Consider the following 21,694-nt stretch of genomic DNA (forward strand, 5'->3'; position numbering starts at 1 on the left):
TTTTGGGGTTGAGGAGGTCCATCATGGCAGAACATGACATCCGGCGCGAACAGGGGTCTTCCAAAGGCCGCTACGTCATTCGCCAGAATGGCGAAGAGGCGGAACTCACCTATTCCATAACCTCACCCACGCTGATCATCGCCGATCATACTGGCGTGCCTGACAGTTTCCGAGGCACTGGCGCGGGCCTCGCCCTGGTCACCCGCATGGTCGAGGATGCGCGGCGCGAAGGCTTCCGCATCATGCCGCTCTGCCCTTTCGTGAACGCACAGCGCAAGAAGCATCCCGAATGGGCAGACGCCTTCGCGGTCTGACCCATCCACCGTCAGGGCGGGGGCCACCCCGCCTGCGGCTCAGTTGCTGGCCGAAATGATCCGGAAGACACAGGGATCGCTCACCACTTCCGGCGGCGTCATGCACAGGCCCTGCGCCACCTGCCAGGCCGCCAGAACCTTCGGCACATAGTCCCGCGTCTCGGCATAGGGCGGCACACCGCGATTGGCGCGGATCGCGCCTTCGCCTGCGTTATAGGCCGCGATCACCATGATCGGGTCGCGGTCGAAATGCTTCATCAGCCAGTCCAGATAGGCCACGCCGCCCTTGATGTTCTGTTCCGGGTCCAGCGCATCGGCCACGCCGAAACGCTCCGCCGTCGCCGGGATCAGCTGCATCAGCCCCTGCGCCCCGGCTGAACTGACGGCATCGCTGCGCCCCGCGCTTTCCGTGGCCATCACCGCAAGCGCCAGCGCGGGCGACACCTCGGTCCCCACCGTGGCCCGCAGCAACGCCGTGCCATAGGCATCCGCCAGTTCCTGCATGTGCTGCATCCTCGGCGCGCGAACCGCCGCCCCGTCCGGCCCCTGCGTCAGCGCCGCCAGCGCCGCGGGAAAGCGGCCCGAGACGTCGTCGATCCCCACCGGCACCGCGTCCCAGAACCAGCCATAGGTCGCCGCAGGCTGCGGCGCGGGTCCCTGCGCGGGGCGGTCCGGGCCCTCGCCCGCCGTCACCGGCGGCAGCACCGGCACTTCATGCGGGGGCCGCGTCCCCGGCAGCGCTGCGAGAATCCGCGCCTGTTCCGCGGGGTCGATCTGCACCAATCCCGTCACGCCGGGCCGGCCTTCGCCCACCTTGATCCGCTTGAAGGTGAAATCCTGAACGGGTGCCGCCCCCTCGCCCGACACGGGCTGGGGGCTGCCGAACGCGAAAAGCGCGCCAAAAGCGCCGATGATTGCTGCCCGGAATCGCATCTCTGCCGGATGCCTTTCCTGTCTGTGCCTGCCTCTTGCAGGGCGCAGTATCCCTCAAAATCGGCCTTCACGCCACTGCCACCGGCAAGAAACGTGGCAAAAACGCCCAAATCTCCAGCCGAAAGGCCGGAATCCCAGCCGAAAGTATGGGTCGAAAAAATAAGTTCATATCAAATTCAATTGTTTAGCGGGAAACCCGCGAAAAAGTGACATGTTGCCGAAAATGCCCATTCCATACCCAACTGCCGCCACGATTCAGGGGCCATATACACCCATACCGAACGGCAGGCGGAACGAAACACTACGATCCGACAAACCCCGGCGCGGTTGTGAGCAAGACCTGAAACGTAAACATTCCAAGGGAATACCACCATGAAACTGCTGAACATCTTCAAGTCCTTCAAGAACGACGAGTCGGGCGCCGTGACCGTTGACTGGGTCGTGCTGACCGGCGCCGTCGTGGGCCTGGGCATCATCATCGCCAACACCATGGGCTCCTCGATCCAGACCGCTGCCGACAACGTCGGCTCGGACGTGATCACGAACTCGAACAACTGATCATCCGATCAGATGTGACGATCACAGCGCGGCCAGGCCAAAAGCCTGGCCGCAGCTACGAAGGGCGACTGAACGATTACCGGGTTGGCAGCGTGCTTGTGGATCCGCAACCGCCCACCTTTAGGAGCGCGGAAATGACCGAAACCAAGGCAGACCAGACCGCTGAAACCCCCTTCCTTCGCGATGAGGATGGTGCCGTAACCGTGGATTGGGTGGTTCTCGCCGCCGCGGTCATGCTGCTCTCCATCCCCGTCCTGACGACGATCAAGGGCTCGACGGAAACCGCCGCCGGCGATGTGGCGTCGGACATGATCGCCGCGACGGATTGACGATCTCCCGCCAGGGCCCCCTTCCGGGCCCCGGACGCAATCAGGGCCGCCCCCGGTGGCGCGCCATCAGACGAGGCAAGAGACAATGCGCATGATCTTCGGATTGGTCCTGCTCGCCGGCATGGCGCTGGCGGGTTTTGCCGTCTACATGGCCCAGGGCTACATCAACCAGACGGAATCCGCCCTGGTCGAAGAACGCGCCTTCCGCAAGAAGGTTGGCGAACTGGTCGAGGTCTATGTCGTCAGCAAGCCGCTGAAATACGGCGATCCGCTGGCCCCGGAAGACGTGAAGAAGATCTACTGGCAGAAGAGTGCCCTCCCCGAAGGCACCTTCAACGACGAGGCGATCCTCTTCCCTCCGAACGAGGAACGCCCCCGCTACGTGCTGCGTCCGATGGAGACGCATGAACCCATTCTCGCCGTCAAGATCACCGAACCGGGGCAGCCCGCGGGCCTGACCGGCGCACTCGATCCCGGCATGCGCGCCTTCGCGATCAAGGTGGATGCCACCTCCGGCGTGTCGGGCTTCGTCTATCCGGGCAACTATGTCGATGTCTACTGGACAGGCAGCGACGGCAGCCGCGAAATCACCCGCCTGATCGAAAGCAGCGTCAACGTGATCGCCATCGACCAGTCGGCCGCAGGGGCCACCACCGGCGGCGCCGTTGTCGCACAAACGGTGACGGTCCAGGTCTCGCAGGAACAGGTCGCCCGCCTGGCCCAGGCCCAGGCCACCGGTCGCCTTGCCCTCTCGCTTGTCGGCTCTCCCGGCGAAGGCGATATCGGCAAGGTCGAGGTGGACAGCGCCTCGCTCCTCGGGATCACCCCCGAAGAAGTGGTCGAGGTCGAGGCTGAAAAGGTCTGCACGATCCGCAACCGCAAGGGCGGCGAGGTGGTCGAAATCCCGATCCCCTGCACCAACTGATCGTTAACTTATCGTACTGGCGCGACTTCCAACCCGCGGGCGCAACCACCGGATATGGTGTTTGCGCCCGTTCGATTCCGCCACGATTTGCGTCAACTGCATCCCTGTTGCCAGTTATCCACATAAGGAAAGGCACGTAAGGCAATGATTCTTGCAAAAAAACGCCAGCTCGGGCATCTTGGGTGATGGAGCGGGCAGACAAGACCCGCGTTCAGAGGTGTGATCGAAAGGGCAGGTCACCGATGCAGATGCGTTTGCTGATGGCAGCGGGTGCGATGGGCTTTGCCCTCGCCGCGCTTCCCGCGATGCCGGTTTCGGCAGAAGTCTTGAAGGTTGTCCGGGGCACCGCCGCGCAGGCGCTCGAGGTGCCGATGAACCGCGCCGTCGTGCTGGAAAGCGATGTTCCCTTCGCCGAACTTTCGATCGCCAATCCCGGGATCGCCGATATCTCCACCCTGTCGGACCGTTCGATCTATGTGCTGGGCAAGACGCCCGGGCGCACCACGCTGACGCTCTTCACCGCCGAGGGCGAGCTGATCACCAATGTCGAGGTGCAGGTCACCACCGACATCGCCGAATTCAAGGAACGGCTGAACCAGATCCTGCCGGGCGAAAAGATCGAGGTGCGCACCGCCAATGATGGCATCGTGCTGTCGGGCACCGTTTCCTCGGCCCAGAAACTGGCGCGCGCGCTGGATCTGGCCGAACGCTATGCCGCGGGCCGGGTGTCGAACCTGATGTCCGTGGGCGGCACGCAGCAGGTGATGCTCAAGGTGCGCTTCGCGGAAATGCAGCGCTCCGTCACCAAGAACCTCTCTTCCTCGCTGGCCATCTCGGGCACCAATGATGCCGTGGAAACCGGCACCTGGCTGACCGGCTCCAACGGCCTTGGCAACCCCATCACCGTGCGCGAAAACGTCGTCGGCGCGGGGCTTCTGGGCTTTACCACCGGCTCGCTCCAGATCGGCATCCTGCTCGAGGCGCTGGAGTCGAAGGGCGTCGTGCGCACCCTGGCCGAACCCAACCTCACCGCCCTTTCGGGGCAAGAGGCAAAGTTCCTCGCCGGGGGCGAATACCCGATCCCCGTCTCGGATGACGGCACAATCACCGTTGAATACAAGCCCTTCGGCGTCGAGATGAAATTCACCCCCACCGTGGTGGATGGTGACCTGATCAACCTGCAACTGCAGGCGGCCGTCTCCTCCATCGACGGGACCGTGACGCAGGAAAGCGACGGCATCCAGCTTGCCGCCTTCAAGCGCCGCGAAACCTCGACCACCGTGGAAATGCGCGATGGCGAAAGCTTTGCCATCGCGGGCCTTCTGCAGGACGACTTCCGCGATCTGAACGGCCAGGTTCCGTGGCTGGGCGATATCCCGGTTCTGGGCACCCTCTTCCGTTCCGCCGAATACCAGCAGTCGCAAAGCGAACTCGTCATCATCGTGACGCCCCACCTTGTCTCCCCCACTCGGGGCGAGGCGCTGGCTCTGCCCACGGATCGCGTCAAGCTTCCCACCGAACGCGAACTCTTCCTCTTCGGCGAAGTCGGCAAGGCCGCCAGCGGCAGCGCCGCGGGCGAGGTTGCCCGGCAGGATTTCACCGGCTCCTACGGCTATGTGATGGAATAGGGGACTGGCCATGAAAACCGCGACCCTTGCCTTCTCCGCCCTGTCGCTGCTGGCGCTGGCTGCCTGCAGCGATCAGATCATCGGCGCCTCTGTCGATGAAGGCGGCTTTGGCAATCCCACGATGAACAACTATCTGGTCCAGACCGGCCAGATCAATCCGGTGCAGATGCTGGGCGAACGCTTCGCCCGCGAGGTGCCCACCACCATCACCTTCCCCTTCAACAGCGCCCAGCTCACGCCCGAGGCGCGCGCCGCGCTCGACGTGCAGGCCAATTTCATCCGCCAGTTCCCCGAAGTGCGCTTCTCGGTCTATGGCCATACCGATCTGGTCGGCTCCAATGCCTATAACAAGCGGCTGGGTCAGCGCCGGGCCGAGGCGGTCGTTGCCTATTTCGCCGCCCGCGGCATCGCCCGCGCGCGGCTCAAGGCGCTGGTTTCCTTCGGCGAAACGCGCCCCGTCATCGCCACCCCCGGCCCCGAGGAACAGAACCGCCGCACCGTGACCGAGGTGTCGGGCTTCCTCGCCCGCCATCCCACGATCCTCGACGGCAAATATGCCGAGGTGATCTACCGCGAATACATCAAGAGCGCGGTCCCCGCCCCTTCCGTCGTTGCAGCACCACCCGCAGGCGGTGCCCCGGGCGGCGCGGCAGCCCCGGCCCCCTGACAGGCCGCGGCACCGACACGGCTTTTCCGGGGCGGGGTCGCAGCAATGCGCCCCGCCCCAGACCTTTCCAGCCGTCCCGCCAAATGGACCGCTGGCCGCGACACTCTCGGCCTTGCCCGGTTAAAGTCGCCAGATTTCAAACAATCACGCCTTTCTAGCCCAAGAATCGCCACCATTGCCCCCCAGCTTTTGCCGTGACTGGGAACAATCTCACGGCAAGGGTGCCGTGCGGGGATGACCGGTGGCGCGCTGCCCGCTCCTTGTTCGGAACGGGCCAGGGCCGCCATCGCCACTTCCCGACTAGAAGGACGAACAGGCGATGAGCACTGCTGCCAACATGATGCCCGATCCGGCGCCGATTCTGGCCTGCACCATCTCGCGGGATATCCAGAATTTCGATCTGCTGATCGACGACATGGAACTCGAACTCGGCGAAGCCTGGGGCGACCTCACCTTCGAGGATGCCCGCGAATTCCTCGCCCAACCCGATGCCGCCAGCCTCGAATTCGTGGCCATCGCCGTCAATGGCGAGGATGAGGGCGATCTGTCCGGCATCACCGAGGTGATCCGCGCCGCCACCCAGCGCCATATCAAGGTGATCCTCATCGCCGACCAGATCAGCCCCGCCGGGCTGCATCAGCTGCTTCGCCTGGGGGCCGATGATTTCGTGCCCTATCCCCTGCCCGACGGCGCGCTGAAAGAGGCGATCGAACGCATCCGCAAGTCCGGCCAGGCCCAGCCTGCCCCGGCCCAGGCCACCGCTGCCCCGGCGGCCACCGTCACCCATCTGCATCCGGTTCCCGACGCGGCCCCCCCGGCCCCCAGCTTCAAGGCCAAGGGCGATCGCGATGGCGTCGTGCTGCCCGTCCATGGCCTTTCGGGCGGCTCGGGTGCCTCCACCTTCGCGGCCAACCTCGCCTGGGAACTCGCCACCATCGACAAGGCCGAAGCCCCGCGCGTCTGCCTGCTGGATTTCGATTTCCAATATGGCTCGGTCGCCACCTATCTCGACCTGCCGCGCAAGGAAGCCGTGTTCGAACTGCTCTCCGACACGGCCGCCGCCGACAGCGATGCCTTCCTCGATGCCATGCTGACCTATGAGGAAAAGCTCCACGTCCTCACCGCGCCGGCCGACATGCTGCCGCTGGATATCGTGGCGCCCGAGGACATCGCCCGAATCATCGACATGGCGCAGACGAATTTCGATTTCGTCATCATCGACATGCCCAAGACCATCGTCGCCTGGACGGAAACCGTCCTCAGCCGCGCGCATGTCTATTTCGCGATGATGGATCTCGACCTGCGCTCCGCGCAGAACGTGCTGCGCCTTGTCCGGGCGCTGAAGGCGGAAACGCTGCCGCATGAAAAACTCCGCTACGTCCTCAACCGCGCCCCGAAATTCACCGACCTCTCTGCCAAGAGCCGGGTGAAGCGCATGTCCGAAAGCCTCGACATCCGGCTCGAGGTGCAGATCCCGGACGGCGGGCCGCAGGTGACCCAGGCGAATGACCACGGTCATCCCCTGGCCACCAGCGCGCCGAAGAATGCGGTGCGCAAGGAAATCCAGAAACTCGCCAAATCGCTGCACGACCTGAACCGCGCCGTCGAAACCGGCCGCAAGTAAACGTCACCTGATCGGACTGCCTGGCCTGGGGGGCCTCTTCGATGTTTTCTCGTTTCAAGAAACCTGACGGACCGGAATCCAAACCTGCCCTGCGTCCCTTGACGCCGGCCACACCCGCGGCTGCCGCGCCCGCCGCGCCCACCGCTTCGGGCCTTGCCGCCAGCGCCGCCCCGCCCAAGGCGGTGGCCCCGCCGCCCAAGGCCATGCTGGGCGGCCGCGCCTCTTCGGTGCCTGCCACGCCCGAAGCCGCCGCCGCGGAAAAGGAGAAGAAGCGCAAGGAACGGCTGATGGAGCTGAAGGTGGAGCTTCACAAGAAGCTCCTCGAAAGCCTCAAGCTCGGCGCGCTGGAACATGCGACCGAGGCCAACCTCCGCTCGGAAATCGCCGACATCACCTCCGAGGCGCTCTCGGAAATGTCGGTCGCGCTGAACAAGGACGACCGCGCCACCCTCAACCAGGAACTCTATGACGAAGTCATGGGTCTCGGCCCGCTGGAGCCGCTACTGAAGGATGAATCCGTCTCCGACATCCTCGTCAACGGCCCCAACCGCATCTTCGTGGAACGCGGCGGGAAACTTACGCTCACCGACGTCACCTTCAAGGACGAACGCCACCTTCTGCGGATCATCGACAAGATCGTCTCCGCCGTGGGCCGCCGCGTCGATGAATCGAACCCCTATTGCGACGCCCGCCTTGCCGACGGGTCGCGCTTCAACTGCATGGTGCCCCCCGTTGCGGTGGATGGCTCGCTCGTCTCGATCCGGAAATTCAAGAAGGAAAAGCTGGGCGTGGCCGATCTCGTCCGCTTCGGCGCCTTCACCGAGGAAATGGCCGCCTACCTCCAGGCCGCCGTTTCCACCCGGCTCAACATCATCGTCTCGGGCGGGACGGGCTCGGGGAAAACCACCACGCTCAACGCGCTGTCCTCCTTCATCGACAACACCGAACGCGTGCTGACGATCGAAGACACCGCCGAACTCCAGCTCCAGCAGGTCCATGTCGGCCGCATGGAAAGCCGCCCCCCCAACGTCGAAGGCAAGGGCGCCGTCACCCAGCGCGACTGCTTGCGCAACGCGCTGCGGATGCGCCCTGACCGCATCATCGTGGGCGAAACCCGCGGCGAGGAAGTCATCGACATGCTGCAGGCCATGAACACCGGCCATGACGGCTCCATGACCACGATCCACGCCAACAACGCCCGCGACGGCATCTCGCGCCTTGAAAACATGGTGGCCATGGCGGGCATCGAAATGCCGCTCAAGGCGGTGCGCTCGCAGATCGCCTCCGCCGTCAACCTGATCGTGCAGGCCAGCCGCCTGCAGGATGGCTCGCGCCGCATGGTCTCCATCACCGAAATCACCGGGATGGAGGGCGAGGTGATCTCGATGCAGGAAGTCTTCCGTTACGAACGCCTCGGCGTCGAACCCTCGGGCAAGATCATCGGCCGCTTCAACGCGACCGGCGTGCGCTCGCACTATTCCGACCGCTTCCGCCAGTGGGGCTATGACCTGCCCGCCTCCATCTACGAACCCATCATCTGATCAGGCCCGTCCATCATGGAATTCAGTGCAGCCCCCGTCATCTACATCCTGATCTTCGTGGCCGTCGTGGTCCTGGTCGAGGGCCTGTATCTGACCGTCTTCGGCAAGTCGATCAGCCTCAATTCCCGCGTCAGCCGCCGCCTTGCGCTTCTGGAAAAGAACCAGAACCGCGAACAGGTGCTGGAACAGCTCCGCAAGGAAATGTCCCAGCACATGAATGCAAAGGGCATCCCGCTCTACAAGATCCTCGCCTCCAAGGCGCAAAAGGCCAATATCGCCTTCTCGCCCCAGCAACTCATCGGGATCATGGGCCTGCTCGCGGCCTTCGCCTATGTCGGCCTGACCCTCGGCACCGCGGCCGAAACCACCGTGCGCATCGGCCTTTCCGTCGTCATGGGCGTGGGCGGCGTCTATGTCTGGGTTTCGCGCAAGGCGAAAAAGCGCATGTCGCTCCTGGAAGAACAGCTTCCCGACGCGGTGGAACTCATGGTCCGGTCGCTGCGCGTGGGCCATCCCTTCTCGGCCGCCGTCGCCATCGTCTCGAAAGAGGTGGCCGATCCGCTCGGCACCGAATTCGGCCTGATCGCGGACGAGGCCACCTATGGCCGCGACATCTCCGAAAGCCTGCGCGCCTTCGCCAACCGGATGGACAACCAGGATCTCCACTTCCTCGCCGTGGCCGTCTCGATCCAGCAGCAGTCGGGCGGCAACCTTGCCGAAATCCTTGACGGTCTGGCCAAGGTGATCCGCGCCCGGTTCAAGCTCTTCCGCCGCGTCCGCGCCATCACGGCCGAGGCGAAATGGTCCGGCATGTTCCTTTCCGGCTTCCCCATCGCGGCGCTTCTGATGATCCAGATGCTCAAGCCCGACTATTATGACGGGGTCAAGGAAACCGACATGTTCGTTCCCGCCGCCCTCGGCGTCGCGGCCTTCCTCGTCGTCAACGTGATCTTCATGAAGATCATGGTCAACATCAAGGTCTGACCCCCATGCTTACCGCCGTGAACGATTTCATCGTCGCCCGCATGGGTGAGACCGGCCCGCTTCTGGTGATCGGCGGCCTTGGCCTGATGCTGATCCTTGTCACCCTGCCCTTCCTTCTGAAGAAAGAGCCGGAACCCTTCGACAAGCTCAAGCAGCAGACCCGCCCGCAGGCCCGCAGCGCTGCCGCCGACTCGCGCGAAGGCGCCCTGCGCCGCGCCTCCGACCGCAACGACAAGCTCAACAAGTTCGCCCATTTCCTGGAACCCCAGGACAAGGAACAGATGTCCGCCGCGCGGCTCAAGATGATGCGCGCGGGCTATCGCGGCAAGAACTCGGTCCGCATGTTCCATGCGATGCAGTTCCTGCTGGGCTTCGGCCTGCTGCTTGTCGGCATGGTCTACACCTTCTTCGTCAGCCGCACCCAGGCGCTCGACATGCAGGATATCGCGCTGTCGGTCCTGATGCCGGCGGCGGCGGGCTATTACCTGCCCACCTACTGGGTGCAGCGCCGCCTGCAGACCCGCCAGATCGCCATCACCGAAGGCTTTCCCGATGCGCTCGACATGATGCTTGTCTGCGTCGAGGCGGGCCAGTCGCTCGATCAGTCCATCGCCCGCGTGGCCAAGGAAATCGGCGGTGCCTATCCCGAACTGGCCGAGGAATTCGAAATCGTCAGCCAGGAAGTCCGCGCCGGCAAGGAACGCGTCGCCGTCATGCGCGACATGGCCGAACGCGTCGGCCTGCCCGACATCACCTCCTTCGTCACCACGATGATCCAGTCCGCCACCTTCGGCACCTCGATCGCCGAGGCCCTGCGCGTCTATTCGAACGAAATGCGTGACAAGCGCGTGATGCGCGCCGAAGAAAAGGCAAACACCTTGCCCACGAAGCTGACCCTCGGCACAATGCTCTTTACCGTGCCGCCCTTGATGGTGATCCTGATCGGGCCATCCATCCACGGCGTGATGAAGGCATTCGGAGGCTGAGGCCAGGGTGAACCCGAAGTGAGATTGCGCATATCCGGGGCCTGTCTGGCCCTCGCCCTTCTGGCCGCCTGTCAATCAGGCGGCCTTGGCGCATCCGATGGGCGCACCCCGCCCGGCGTGGACAGCCGCGCCGAAGGCGAGGATGGGCTGATCGTCGGCCACCGCCTGATGGAGGCGGGCGAATACGAACTCGCGCTCAAGGCCTATATGCGCGCGGCGGGCGAGGTGGGGGTGAATTCCGATGTCCTCTCCGCCATCGGATCGGCCAACCTGCGGCTGGGCCGTCTGGGCCAGGCCGAACAGATCCTGCGCCAGGCCCTGAAGGAAGATCCCACCTTCGTGCCCGCGCTGAACAATCTGGGCGTCGTCCTTATGGAACAGGGCAAACCGGCCGAGGCGCGGGTGATCTTCCAGCAGGCCTATGCCCTCGACAGTGGCCAATCGGACTCCATCCGCGAAAATCTGCGCCTCGCTATCGCGCAAAGCGCGCCAAGCGTGTATGATGGACCGCAAGAAGAACCGAATTTCTCCCTCGTGCGGCGGGGTCAGGGCCAGTTCGTCCTGCTCTCGCAGCTCTAGGGCCAAGGGATCGAGCAGCAAAAGGACGCAGCAACATGCGCCACCCCGTCTTTGTCGCCCTGTGCCTCACCGGCACGGTGGCACTCTCCGCCTGTCAGAAATCCTCGGATGCCGAGGTGCAGCGCGCCATCCAAAGCGTCAATGTCATCGACGAGACGAACCTCAACGACATCATGCTCACCGTGGGCGACCCGAACGAGGCGGTGGCCTATTTCACCAAGGCCGTCTCGGGCCAGCCCGACCGTGTCGATCTCAAGCGCGGCCTTGGCAAATCGCTGATCCGCGCCAACCGCGCGCCCGAGGCGGTGACCGTCTGGTCCAACATCGCCAATTCCCCCGAAGGCACGCCCGATGATCGCGTGGCCCTTGCCGATGCGCTGATCCGCACCAACGAATGGGACAAGGCCGCCGCCGAACTGAACCGCATTCCCCCCACCCACGAAACCTTCGAACGCTACCGGCTCGAGGCGATGGTCGCCGACAGCCGCAAGGACTGGAAGAAGGCCGACAGCTTCTATGAAATCGCCGCCGGGATGACGACGAAACCCGCGGGCGTCTACAACAACTGGGGCTTCTCCAAGCTCAGCCGTGAGGATTTCTCGGGGGCCGAACGGCTTTTCACCCAGGCGCTGACCTTCGATCCCACCCTCTTCACCGCCAAGAACAACCTCGTCATGGCCCGCGGCGCGCAGCGCAAATACGATCTGCCCGTGGTCCAGATGAACCAGACGGAAAAGGCGGAACTGATCTATACCCTCGCGCTCACCGCCATCAAGAAGGGCGATGTCGCCGTGGGCAAGGCGCTCTTGCAGGATGCCATCTCCACCCATCCCCAGCATTTCGAGGCCGCCGTCCGCAGCCTTGCCGCGCTCGAGGCCTGATCCCCGATGCGCGTGGAAGACCTGCCCTCGCTCTGGTCCGCCCTTTGGTTCATCCTGCCCGTCCTCGCCATCGGCCTCTGGGTCGCCTGGTCGGACATGAAGTTCATGAAGATCCCCAACACCGCCGTTCTGGCGCTGGCGGCGGTCTTCCTCGTCATCGGCCCCATCGCCCTGCCCTTCGACAGCTATCTCTGGGGTCTGGCACTGGGGGCGATCACGCTGGTGGCGGGCTTCATCGCCTCCAGCCTGCGCATTGTCGGGGCGGGGGATGCGAAATTCGCCGCCGCCATGGCCCCCTTCTTCGCGGAATCGAGCCCGGCCCTGATCTTCACCCTCTATGCCGGCTGCCTGCTGGCCGCCTTCGGCGCGCATCGCGGCATGCGCCTTGTCACGCCCTTCCGCAGCGCCACCGCCGACTGGGCCAGCTGGACGCATCGCAAGTTTCCCATGGGGCTGGCGCTGTCGGGCACGATTGTCTTCTATTTTCTGCTGGGCCTCCTCAGATCTGCCTGAATTTCTCCATGAATGACGGCTAATCCGGTCGCCAAGATGGATCCCAGCCCGACCGGAGATTTGCAGGCATGAACGCCCCGTCCGCTTCGCTTTCCGCCCTGCCGACAGAGCCCGCCGCCGGCGTGACCCCGCCGCCGCAGCCCCGCAGCCTTGCCGAAACCGGCCTGTCGCCCGTGCTGCTGCGCGACCTGCTGCTCAAGACCATGTTCCGGATGAACCTGGAATATGTCTCCGACATCTCGCGCGTCATCGCCCTGCCGCTGACCCTCGTTCAGGAAATGATCGACGCCGCCCGCGGCCAGCGCTTCATCGAGGCGACGGGCACGCTCCACGCCACCTCGGGCAGCGAGATGGGCTATCAGCTGACCGATGCCGGCAAGGCCCGCGCGCTGGATGCGCTGTCGCAATCCGAATATTACGGCGCGGCGCCCGTCCCGCTCGACAAATACAAGGATCAGGTGAAACGCCAGTCGGTCCGCAACATCACCCTGACCCGGCAGGAACTGCTCAAGGGCATGGGCCACCTGATCCTGCCGCCCGACCTGATCGACAATCTCGGCCCCGCCGTCTCGTCGGGCCGGTCCATCCTGATGTATGGCCCGCCCGGCAACGGGAAATCCTCCATCTCGAACGGCATCCGCGATGCCTTGGGCGACAAGATCTATGTCCCCCGCGCCATCGAATATTCCGGCCAGATCATCACGGTCTATGACCCGATCGTCCATTCCGCCGCCGAAGAACAGACCGACGACCCGAACTCCCTGCGCCGCGCCGGCAACCGCTTCGACGCCCGCTACGTGCGCTGCGAACGCCCCACCGTGATCACGGGCGGCGAACTCACGCTCGACATGCTCGACCTGAAATACAACCCCACCGCCCGTACCTACAACGCCTCCCTGCAGCTCAAGGCCACCGGCGGCATCTTCATCATCGACGACCTTGGTCGCCAATCCGAACCGCCGCAGAAGATCGTCAACCGCTGGATCGTGCCGCTGGAAGAAAGCCGCGACATCCTTGCCCTGCAATCGGGCGAGAAATTCACGGTGCCCTTCGACACGCTGGTGATCTTTTCCACCAACTTCCACCCGAACGAGATCTTCGACGGCGCGGCCCTGCGGCGGATCTTCTTCAAGATCAAGATCGACGGCCCCAATCAGGAAAACTTCCTGAAGATCTTCGCGCTGGTCGCCCGCAAGAAGAAGATGCCGCTGGACGAAAAGGCGCTCGTCCATCTCCTGAAGGTCAAATACCCCACCATCAACAACAACTACGCCAACTACCAGCCGGTCTTCCTGATCGACCAGATGATCGCCATCTGCGAATTCGAGGGCATCCCCTATCAGATGACCCCCGACCTGATCGACCGCGCCTGGGCCAACATGTTCGTCCGCGACGAGAAGATCGCCAAGTAATCGGACGCCTTGCGCTGGTTGCGGCTGCGGGACCGGGGGTTTCACACCCCCGGACCCCCGTGGGATATTTTCAAACAGATGAAGCAGGCTCAGCCAAAGTGCCGGATGCCCGCCTCCGTCACGATCACATCCAGCCGCTGATCATATTGGTCGATTGGCACCTCGGGCAGTTCCTGTGCGGCAAAGGCAAAGCCCACCGCCAGCACCGGATGGCGCGCGCGCAGGCCCGCCAGCGTGCGGTCATAGAACCCCCCGCCATAGCCCAGCCGATAGCCCCGCGCATCAAAGCCCACAAGCGGCACGATCACCACCTCCGGCTCCACCCAGGCGCCCTCGGCCGGGATCAGCGCCCCGAATTCCCCCGCCACCATGGCACAGCCGGGCGACCATTCGCGGAACTTCAGCGCCTGCCCTGCCCCCAGGATCACCGGCACGCCCACCGGCCCGGGATGCGCCGCCATCGCCGCCGTCGGGTCGATCTCCGTCCGCATCGCCATGTATCCGGCCAGCGCCTTGCCCCGATAGGGCGCCAGCACATCCGCCAGCAGTTCCGCCGCCTGCCCCTGCCCCCGCGCGAAGGCCTCTTTCCGGGCCGCGAAGGCCGCCTTCCGGGCCGCGGCCTTTGCTTCGTCGATCGTCATAGCAACACCAGCGTTGCCAGCCCCAGAAAGGCTAGGAATCCCATCACATCCGTCAGCGTCGTGACGAAGGTGCCCGAGGCCAGCGCCGGATCCAGCCCCATCCGTTCCAGCGTCAGCGGCACCAGCACACCGCCCAGCGCCGCCACGATCTGGTTCACGATCATCGCCATGGCCAGCACCCCGCCGATCCAGGGATCGCCAAAGATCGCCCATCCCGCCAGCCCGAGGATCGCCGCCAGCGCCATACCGTTGATCGCCCCCGCCGCCAGTTCCCGCAGCACCACCCGCCGCGCATTGGCCGCCGTCAGATCCCGCGTCGCCAGGGCCCGCACCGCCACGGCCAGCGATTGCGTCCCCGCGATCCCCCCGGTGGAGGCCACGATGGGCATCAGGGCCGCCAGCGCCACGATGGCCGTGATCGTCGCCTCGAAGCGCGAGATGACAAAGGCCGACAGCGACGCCGTGAAGAGGTTCACCACCAGCCAGGGCAGCCGCTGCCGCACCGTGGCAAAGGGGCCGTCCAGCACGCTCGCTTCCTCGCCCACGCCTGCCAACAGCAGCATGTCCTCCTCATGCCCCTCATCCAGGACATTCATCGCATCGTCGATGGTGATCACCCCCACCAGCCGCCCCCCCGCATCCACCACCGGGCAGGAAATCAGGTGATACTGGTTGAAGATATAGGCGACCTCCTCCTCGTCCTCGTCCGCCTCCACCGTGCGGAAACTCTCCTCCGCCAGATCCTTCAGCGCCGCCTCCCGCCGCGCCGACAGGATCCGCCCCAGCGTGACATAGCCCAGGGGTTTCATCCGCGGATCTACAAGGATCACGTGATAGAACTGGTCCGGCAGCACCTCTTCCCCGCGCAGGAAATCAATCGCCTCTCCCACCGTCCAATGTTCGGGGGCCACCACCACCTCGCGCTGCATCAGGCGGCCCGCCGATCCTTCCGGATAGGCCATCGCCTGTTCCACTGCGACCCGGTCCGCCATATCCAGCGCATCGAGGATCCGCCCCTGCGCCGGGGAATCCAGATCCTCGAGGATGTCCACGACATCATCGGTGTCCAGATCGCGCACCGCCTCGGCCACCACCTCGGCGGGCAGGCTCCCGATCACCTCCTCGCGGATCGTCTCGTCGATCTCGGACAGCAGATCGCCGTCGATCTCGCCGGAATAAAGCGCAAGGAAGGCCAGCCGCTCGCTGGCGTCGATCTGTTCCAGAAAGTCCGCGATGTCGGCGGCATGCAGCGGCTCCACCAGGCCCAGCACCAGCGCCCGGTCGCCTGCCTCCACCGCCGCGCGGATCGCCTCCACGCGGTCATCGTCCAGTTCGATCTCTTCGACCGCTGCCTCGTGATCCGCCATGTCGCTCCCTGCCCGATTACCCCCAGCCTATCGAAAGCTGTTTCTGCGAAACAGGGGGCACGGGGAAATTTACCCATGCGCCAAAAGACCCTAGGCTTGCAAGAGAGGCATGCCGCGCCGGATGCGGCCGAAACCGGGGGCAAGACATGGCCGATCTCCTCTTGGGACAGGTGCTGTCCTTCACCGCCGACCCGTTCGAGACGGGCGCGTCCGCGGCCCATCACGAAGCCCATGGCGCCGTGCTGGTGGATGGGGGCCGCATCATCGCCACCGGCCCCGCCGAAACGCTCCGCGCCCGCCACCCGCAGGCGCGCATCTACGACTACGGGCAATGCCTCATCACCGCCGGCTTCATCGACGCCCATGTCCATTATCCCCAGACCGCCATCATCGCCTCATGGGGCAAGCGGCTGATCGACTGGCTCAACAGCTACACCTTCCCCGAAGAGATGCGCTTTGCCGATCCCGCCTATGCGGAAATCATCGCCAACCGCTACCTCGACCTCGCCACCGCCCATGGCACCACCACCCTCTGCACCTATGCCACCATCCACCCCACGTCGGTGGACGCCATCTTCACCGCCGCACAGGCCCGCGGGATGCGCCTCTATGCCGGCAAGACCTGCATGGATCGCAACGCCCCCGAAGGCCTCCGCGACACCGCCCAATCCGCCTATGACGACAGCAAGGCACTGCTGGAAAAATGGCATGGGGTGGACCGTCTCTCCTATGTCATCACCCCCCGCTTCTCGCCCACCTCCACCCCCGAACAACTCGCGGCCCTGGGCGCGCTCTGGCGCGAATATCCCGATTGCCTGATGCAGACCCACCTTTCGGAACAGACGGATGAGATCGACTGGGTCCGCTCGCTCTTCCCGCAAGCCCGCGACTATCTGGATACCTACGAATCGCAGGGCCTACTCCGCGAAGGGGCCGTCTACGGCCATGCCATCCACCTGACAGACCGCGAACGCGCCCGCCTGACCGAGGCCGGGGCCAGCCTCGTCCATTGCCCCACCTCCAACACCTTCATCGGCTCAGGGCTTTTCGACATGTCCCTCGTCCGCCAGCTCCGCGTGGGCCTCGCCACCGATACCGGCGGTGGCTCCTCCTTCTCCATGCTGCACACCATGGCCGCCGCCTATGAAATCGCCCAATTGCGCGGCCAGGCCCTGCACCCTTCGCAACTGCTCTGGCTCGCAACCGTCGGCTCCGCCCGCGCGCTGCGCGCCGAAGACCGCATCGGCAACATCGCCCCCGGCATGGAGGCCGACCTGACGATCCTCGACCTCGCCTCGACTCCCGCCATCGCGCAGGCCACAACCCGCGCCGAAACCATCTGGGAATCGCTCTTCCCCACCATCATGATGGGCGACGACCGCGCCATCCGCACGGTCTGGATCGGCGGCAAACCCCTGCGCTGACCGCGCCCCTTTCCCTTCATCTTGGCAAAAATACCCTCAGGGGGTGAATTGGCGCGGCACGCGCCAAGAGGGGGCGGAACGCCCCTTTCCCCTGCCACACCCAGCCCGACATCGCAGGCAAGGTCCCGATCTCCCTCCCCCGCCTTCGGGGGAGGGTCGGGGAGGGGGTCACCCGGCAGGGATATCCCAAAGGCCGCGCTACCGCCCCGCCATCGCCGGATAGGCAAGGCGATAGGCCAGTGCCACGCCCCCCGCCCCGCCGATCACATTGCCAAGGCTCACCCAGACCAGGTTCCCCAGCGCCGCCAGAGGCGGAACCGCCCCCCCGGCCAGCCCACCCAGCGGCAGAAGGAACATGTTGGCCACCGAATGTTCCAGCCCAAGCGCAACGAAACCCGTGACCGGCCACAGCACCGCCAGCACCCGATCCGTCACCGACCGCGCCGCGAAACTCAGCCAGACCGCCAGACAGACCAGCGCATTGCACAGCGCCCCGCGCAGCACCGCCTCCAGCGGCGAAAGCGCGGCCTTCCCCTCCGCCGCCCGCGCCGCCACCGCCCCCATCGGCCCCTCGGCCAGCCCCGACAGCCCGAAGACAACTGCCAGACCCGCCGCCCCGATCAGGTTGCCCAGCCAGACGATCCCCCAGTTCCGCAGCAGCGCGCCCATCGTGATGCGCCGGTCCACCGCCGCCATCACCATCAGGGCATTCCCGGTGAACAATTCCGCCCCGCCCACGACCACAAGGATCAGGCCCAGCGCAAAGACCGCGCCGCCCAACACCCTCGCAGGCCCGAAACCGGGGTCCATACCAGCCATCGCCACGCACCAGGCCGCCGCGCCAAAACCGATGAAGCAGCCTGCCAGCACCGCCAGAACCAGCATCCGCCCCGCAGGCAGGGCAGCCTTCGCCACCCCGGCCCCCTCGATCAACGCGGCGATCTCGGCCGGTCTGTAGGCATCACCCTGCATCGCATCCCCCCGCAATCCACAAGGCAGACTGACGCGCCCGCTGCCGCCGCGCCTTGCGTCAGATCAATCGCAGGGAAAGGCCCTATTCGGCCAGTTCCCAGCCATCGGGATAGAAATCATGGGCCAATGCGATCTCGGTCGCCAGGCGCTCCTTGTCCCAGATCGCCTCGGGCGTCACCGGGATCGGGCCGAAGGCCGCGATGAGCGTCTCTCCATCCCCCACCCGACGCGTCCTGAAGCCCCGCGCCTTCAGCGCCTTCTCGAAGGCGGACCAGTTCGCATCCGTTTCCTCGACAAAAAAGAGGAAGTCGATCACGGATTGCGCGGGCAGACCCTTCACCCCCTTGAACGTGGCAAAGGTCTCGCGTCTCTGGGCTTCGTAATTATGCGACATGGTCCCCGCCTATCACCCCATCAACCGCGCCGCCAGACGGTTCTGCCGTTCCACCACCCGCGGCAGGTCGATCGTCACCATCGCGCCATCCCGCACCACCTGCCGCCCCTCGACAAACAGATGCCGCACCCGCGCAGGTCCGCACAGAAGCAGCGCCCCCACCGGGTCCCAACTCCCGGCAGCCTCCACCCCCGTCATGTCCCAGACGGCCACATCGGCCCGCTTGCCCGGCTCCAGTGATCCGCAATCGTCCCGCCCCAACACCCTTGCGCCCCCCAGCGTCGCGATCTCCAGCGCCTCGCGCACCCCCATCGCATCCGCCCCCTTGGCCACCCGCTGCAACAGCATCGCCTGCCGCGCCTCGCCAATCAGCGAACCGGCGTCGTTGGATGCCGAACCGTCCACGCCCAACCCCACCTTCACCCCCGCATCACGCATCGCCCGCACTGGCGCGATCCCGGATCCAAGGCGACAATTCGAACAGGGACAATGCGCCACCCCTGTCCCGGACCGCCCGAAAAGTTCAATTTCCGAACCATCCAGCTTCACGCAATGGGCATGCCAGACATCCGCGCCGGTCCAACCCAAGTCCTCGGCATATTGCCCCGGACGACAGCCGAACTGCGCGAGGCTATAGGCGATATCCTCGTCATTCTCCGCCAGATGGGTGTGCAGCATCACCCCCTTGTCCCGCGCAAGGACAGCGGCATCCCGCATCAACTCCCGACTGACCGAGAAAGGCGAACAGGGCGCCAGCCCCACCCGCACCATCGCCCCCTCGCGCGGATCGTGAAAGGCATCCACCACCCGGATGCAATCCTCCAGGATCGCCGCCTCCCGCTCCACCAGCGCATCCGGCGGCAAACCCCCGGCACTCTCGCCGATGCTCATCGCCCCCCGCGTCGGGTGAAACCGCAGCCCCACCTCCGCCGCCGCCGCGATCGTGTCATCCAGCCGCGCCCCGTTGGGGAAAAGATAAAGATGATCCGATGTCATCGTGCAGCCCGAAAGCGCCAGTTCCGCCAGCCCGACCTGGGCCGATACGAACATCTCCTCCGGTCCGAACCGCCCCCAGATCGGGTAAAGCGTCTTCAGCCAGCCGAAAAGCAGCGCATCCTGCCCCCCCGGCACGGCCCGCGTCAGCGTCTGGTACAGATGGTGATGCGTGTTCACCAATCCCGGCGTCACCACGCATCCCGCCGCCTCAACCACCTCGCCCGTGGTCGCCAAACCCTGTCCCACGGCGGCGACGACACCCCCGCGCAACAGCACATCCCCCCCGGAAATCTCGCGCCGCGCGCCATCCATGGTGACAACCGCCGCCGCCCCACGGATCTGGATCTCTTTCTCTGGCATGGAAATGCTCCCCTCTCGCCCACCCCCTTCGGTGGATCGGGAAGCGCCGGCGACAGAAGGGGGAAGGACTCGGCCCGCGCAGCGCCAGCCTAACCGCAAGCCCGCCACGATCCAAGCCCCGCCGGACCTTCCCCCCCTGCGAATGCCGGCTTCATCTTGGCAAAAATACCCATTTCCCACCGTGCCACCCCCACCCCGGTCGCCCATGGGGCGCCCTCCCCTCCCCCGCGTGCGGGGGAGGGGCCGGGGGAGGGGGTCCATGGAACCGGTCAGCCCCGCAACAGGGCAAGCGCCTCGGCATGCACCGCCGGATTGGCCGCGGCCAGCACGCGCCCGCCCTCGTGGCAGGGGCGGCCCTCCCAATCGGTGACGATGCCCCCCGCCGCCTCGATCACCGCGATGGGGGCCTGCACGTCATAGGCCTGCAACCCCGCCTCGATCACCAGGTCGATCATCCCCGCCGCGATCAGCGCATAGCCATAGCAATCCGTGCCGTAACGCGTCAGCCGGGTCTTCGGCACCACGCGCCGGAAGGCCGCGCCCTCTTCCGCCGTGCCCACTTCGGGAAAGGTGGAAAACAGGATCGCCTCCGACAAGGGCCGCGCCCCCCGGCAGCGCAGCGCCGCGCGCCCCGACGGCCCGTTCACCTCGGCCCGGCCAAGACCCCCCTCGAACCGTTCGCGGATATAGGGCTGGTCGATCAGCCCGTAGATCGGCCCCTCCGCATCGCGGACAGAGATCAGCACCCCCCAGGTCGGCGTGCCCGACAGATAGCCCCGCGTCCCGTCGATCGGGTCCAGCACCCAGGTCAGGCCGCTCGTGCCCTCTTCCCGTCCGAATTCCTCGCCCAGGATGCCATCCGCCGGGCGGCGGCGCTTAAGGATCGCGCGCATCCGCTCCTCCGACAGGCGGTCCGCCACGGTGACGGGGTCGAACCGCTCGCTTTCCTTGGTATCCGCCGTCAGATCGCCGCGCCGGAAATGCATCAGCGTCGCCTCGCGCGCCGCATCGGCCAGTTCCGCCGCCGTGGCGATGATCTCTTCCGCGACCTGTGCCGAAACCCGCATCCTTCCGCCTCCCTCAAGCCGTGAAAAAGCAATGTCCCCCCGCGCTATCCGCACGGGGGGACATGGTCAAGCCGAAGGGCGCACGCACCCCATGGACGTTCGTTCAGATCACGCCGCGTCGCTCAGCACACGCGCCAGGTCGAACAGGCGGCGGCGCTGTGCCTCGGGGATCGCATAATAGGACCGCACCAGTTCCAGCGCTTCCTTGTCGGCCATGAAATCGCCTTCCGCGGCCTGGGCATTCTCGCGGCTGTCATCCAGCCCTTCGAAGAAGAACCCGATCGTGACACCCAGCGCATCCGCGATATCCCAAAGCCGCGAGGCCGATACACGGTTCATGCCGGTTTCGTATTTCTGGATCTGCTGGAACTTGATCCCGACCTTGTCAGCCAGTTGCTGCTGCGTCATGCCGACCATCCAGCGCCGGTGACGGATGCGCTTGCCCACATGCGCGTCGACAGGGTGCTTCATACTTGTCTCCTCGGACTACGTCCCCACTCAAGTATAAGCAATTCACGTGCCAAAATCCATCCAAGCTGCCTTATCCACAGAATTTCCGAAAAGCCGGGGAAAACCTATCTTTTTGGATATGTCCGATT

The 21,694-nt window shown here is 65.3% G+C and carries 23 protein-coding genes; 15 read left to right on the forward strand and 8 right to left on the reverse strand.

The window, feature by feature from the left end:
* Positions 1-23: 23 nt before the first annotated feature.
* Positions 24-314: a GNAT family N-acetyltransferase gene (locus tag G5V65_RS09330; RefSeq protein WP_165049275.1), complete on the forward strand. Its 291-nt coding sequence runs from the start codon at positions 24-26 to the stop codon at positions 312-314.
* Positions 315-353: 39 nt separating this feature from the next.
* On the opposite strand, the gene G5V65_RS09335 is transcribed toward G5V65_RS09330, so the two are convergent.
* Positions 354-1,247, reverse strand: a complete 894-nt coding sequence (locus G5V65_RS09335) for a lytic transglycosylase domain-containing protein (protein ID WP_165049277.1) — start codon at positions 1,245-1,247, stop codon at positions 354-356.
* Between the two features lie 372 nt (positions 1,248-1,619).
* Here G5V65_RS09335 and G5V65_RS09340 point away from each other — a divergent pair, with 372 nt between their 5' ends.
* The 13 genes from G5V65_RS09340 (at position 1,620) to G5V65_RS09400 (ending at position 13,874) form a co-directional block, all read left to right on the forward strand.
* The gene (locus tag G5V65_RS09340) at positions 1,620-1,805 is read left to right on the forward strand and encodes a Flp family type IVb pilin (RefSeq protein ID WP_165049278.1); all 186 of its coding nucleotides are present in this window, start codon (positions 1,620-1,622) and stop codon (positions 1,803-1,805) included.
* A 134-nt stretch (positions 1,806-1,939) separates the two neighbouring features.
* Complete coding sequence (locus G5V65_RS09345) at positions 1,940-2,134, forward strand: Flp family type IVb pilin (protein WP_165049281.1); 195 nt, start codon at positions 1,940-1,942, stop codon at positions 2,132-2,134.
* 85 nt (positions 2,135-2,219) lie between these two features.
* Complete coding sequence (cpaB, locus tag G5V65_RS09350; protein WP_165049283.1) at positions 2,220-3,059, forward strand: Flp pilus assembly protein CpaB; 840 nt, start codon at positions 2,220-2,222, stop codon at positions 3,057-3,059.
* A 242-nt stretch (positions 3,060-3,301) separates the two neighbouring features.
* Complete coding sequence (locus G5V65_RS09355; protein ID WP_165049286.1) at positions 3,302-4,687, forward strand: type II and III secretion system protein family protein; 1,386 nt, start codon at positions 3,302-3,304, stop codon at positions 4,685-4,687.
* A gap of 10 nt (positions 4,688-4,697) precedes the next feature.
* On the forward strand, positions 4,698-5,354 hold the full coding sequence (locus G5V65_RS09360; RefSeq protein ID WP_165049288.1) for an OmpA family protein: 657 nt from the start codon (positions 4,698-4,700) through the stop codon (positions 5,352-5,354).
* A 319-nt stretch (positions 5,355-5,673) separates the two neighbouring features.
* Positions 5,674-6,978, forward strand: a complete 1,305-nt coding sequence (locus G5V65_RS09365; RefSeq protein ID WP_165049290.1) for an AAA family ATPase — start codon at positions 5,674-5,676, stop codon at positions 6,976-6,978.
* Between the two features lie 41 nt (positions 6,979-7,019).
* Complete coding sequence (locus G5V65_RS09370) at positions 7,020-8,519, forward strand: CpaF family protein (protein WP_165049292.1); 1,500 nt, start codon at positions 7,020-7,022, stop codon at positions 8,517-8,519.
* A gap of 15 nt (positions 8,520-8,534) precedes the next feature.
* Positions 8,535-9,503, forward strand: coding sequence for a type II secretion system F family protein (locus tag G5V65_RS09375; protein WP_165049295.1), 969 nt, complete (start codon positions 8,535-8,537; stop codon positions 9,501-9,503).
* A gap of 5 nt (positions 9,504-9,508) precedes the next feature.
* Positions 9,509-10,489 (forward strand): type II secretion system F family protein, encoded by a 981-nt coding sequence (locus G5V65_RS09380; protein ID WP_165049297.1) that lies wholly within the window; start codon positions 9,509-9,511, stop codon positions 10,487-10,489.
* A 24-nt stretch (positions 10,490-10,513) separates the two neighbouring features.
* Positions 10,514-11,068, forward strand: coding sequence for a tetratricopeptide repeat protein (locus G5V65_RS09385; RefSeq protein ID WP_241250514.1), 555 nt, complete (start codon positions 10,514-10,516; stop codon positions 11,066-11,068).
* Between the two features lie 35 nt (positions 11,069-11,103).
* Complete coding sequence (locus G5V65_RS09390) at positions 11,104-11,949, forward strand: tetratricopeptide repeat protein (RefSeq protein WP_165049299.1); 846 nt, start codon at positions 11,104-11,106, stop codon at positions 11,947-11,949.
* Positions 11,950-11,955: 6 nt separating this feature from the next.
* Entirely contained in the window at positions 11,956-12,462 is a 507-nt protein-coding gene (locus G5V65_RS09395; RefSeq protein WP_165049301.1) for a prepilin peptidase, read from the forward strand.
* Between the two features lie 68 nt (positions 12,463-12,530).
* The gene (locus G5V65_RS09400; protein WP_165049302.1) at positions 12,531-13,874 is read left to right on the forward strand and encodes an ATPase; all 1,344 of its coding nucleotides are present in this window, start codon (positions 12,531-12,533) and stop codon (positions 13,872-13,874) included.
* Positions 13,875-13,963: 89 nt separating this feature from the next.
* Here G5V65_RS09400 and G5V65_RS09405 read toward each other — a convergent pair whose 3' ends face one another.
* On the reverse strand, positions 13,964-14,515 hold the full coding sequence (locus tag G5V65_RS09405; RefSeq protein WP_165049304.1) for a 5-formyltetrahydrofolate cyclo-ligase: 552 nt from the start codon (positions 14,513-14,515) through the stop codon (positions 13,964-13,966).
* On the reverse strand, positions 14,512-15,882 hold the full coding sequence (mgtE, locus tag G5V65_RS09410) for a magnesium transporter (protein WP_165049306.1): 1,371 nt from the start codon (positions 15,880-15,882) through the stop codon (positions 14,512-14,514). Before mgtE ends, G5V65_RS09405 begins: the two co-directional genes overlap by 4 nt.
* A gap of 146 nt (positions 15,883-16,028) precedes the next feature.
* Between mgtE and guaD the strand changes: the two genes are divergently transcribed.
* Positions 16,029-17,306: a guanine deaminase gene (gene guaD, locus G5V65_RS09415; protein WP_165049308.1), complete on the forward strand. Its 1,278-nt coding sequence runs from the start codon at positions 16,029-16,031 to the stop codon at positions 17,304-17,306.
* A 198-nt stretch (positions 17,307-17,504) separates the two neighbouring features.
* Here the strand turns inward: guaD and G5V65_RS09420 are convergent, their stop codons facing one another.
* From G5V65_RS09420 to G5V65_RS09440, 5 genes are all read right to left on the reverse strand, one after another.
* Positions 17,505-18,278 carry a formate/nitrite transporter family protein gene (locus tag G5V65_RS09420; protein WP_165049311.1) on the reverse strand — a complete coding sequence of 258 codons (774 nt, stop codon included), beginning with the start codon at positions 18,276-18,278 and terminating at the stop codon, positions 17,505-17,507.
* An 82-nt stretch (positions 18,279-18,360) separates the two neighbouring features.
* The gene (locus G5V65_RS09425; protein ID WP_165049313.1) at positions 18,361-18,672 is read right to left on the reverse strand and encodes a hypothetical protein; all 312 of its coding nucleotides are present in this window, start codon (positions 18,670-18,672) and stop codon (positions 18,361-18,363) included.
* A 12-nt stretch (positions 18,673-18,684) separates the two neighbouring features.
* Complete coding sequence (locus G5V65_RS09430; protein ID WP_165049314.1) at positions 18,685-20,028, reverse strand: 8-oxoguanine deaminase; 1,344 nt, start codon at positions 20,026-20,028, stop codon at positions 18,685-18,687.
* A 269-nt stretch (positions 20,029-20,297) separates the two neighbouring features.
* Complete coding sequence (locus G5V65_RS09435) at positions 20,298-21,095, reverse strand: inositol monophosphatase family protein (protein ID WP_165049316.1); 798 nt, start codon at positions 21,093-21,095, stop codon at positions 20,298-20,300.
* Between the two features lie 108 nt (positions 21,096-21,203).
* Positions 21,204-21,566, reverse strand: coding sequence for a helix-turn-helix domain-containing protein (locus G5V65_RS09440; protein WP_165049318.1), 363 nt, complete (start codon positions 21,564-21,566; stop codon positions 21,204-21,206).
* Positions 21,567-21,694 lie beyond the last annotated feature (128 nt).

The organism is Paragemmobacter kunshanensis, from assembly GCF_011059185.1.
Taxonomy (GTDB): Bacteria; Pseudomonadota; Alphaproteobacteria; order Rhodobacterales; family Rhodobacteraceae; genus Paragemmobacter; species Paragemmobacter kunshanensis.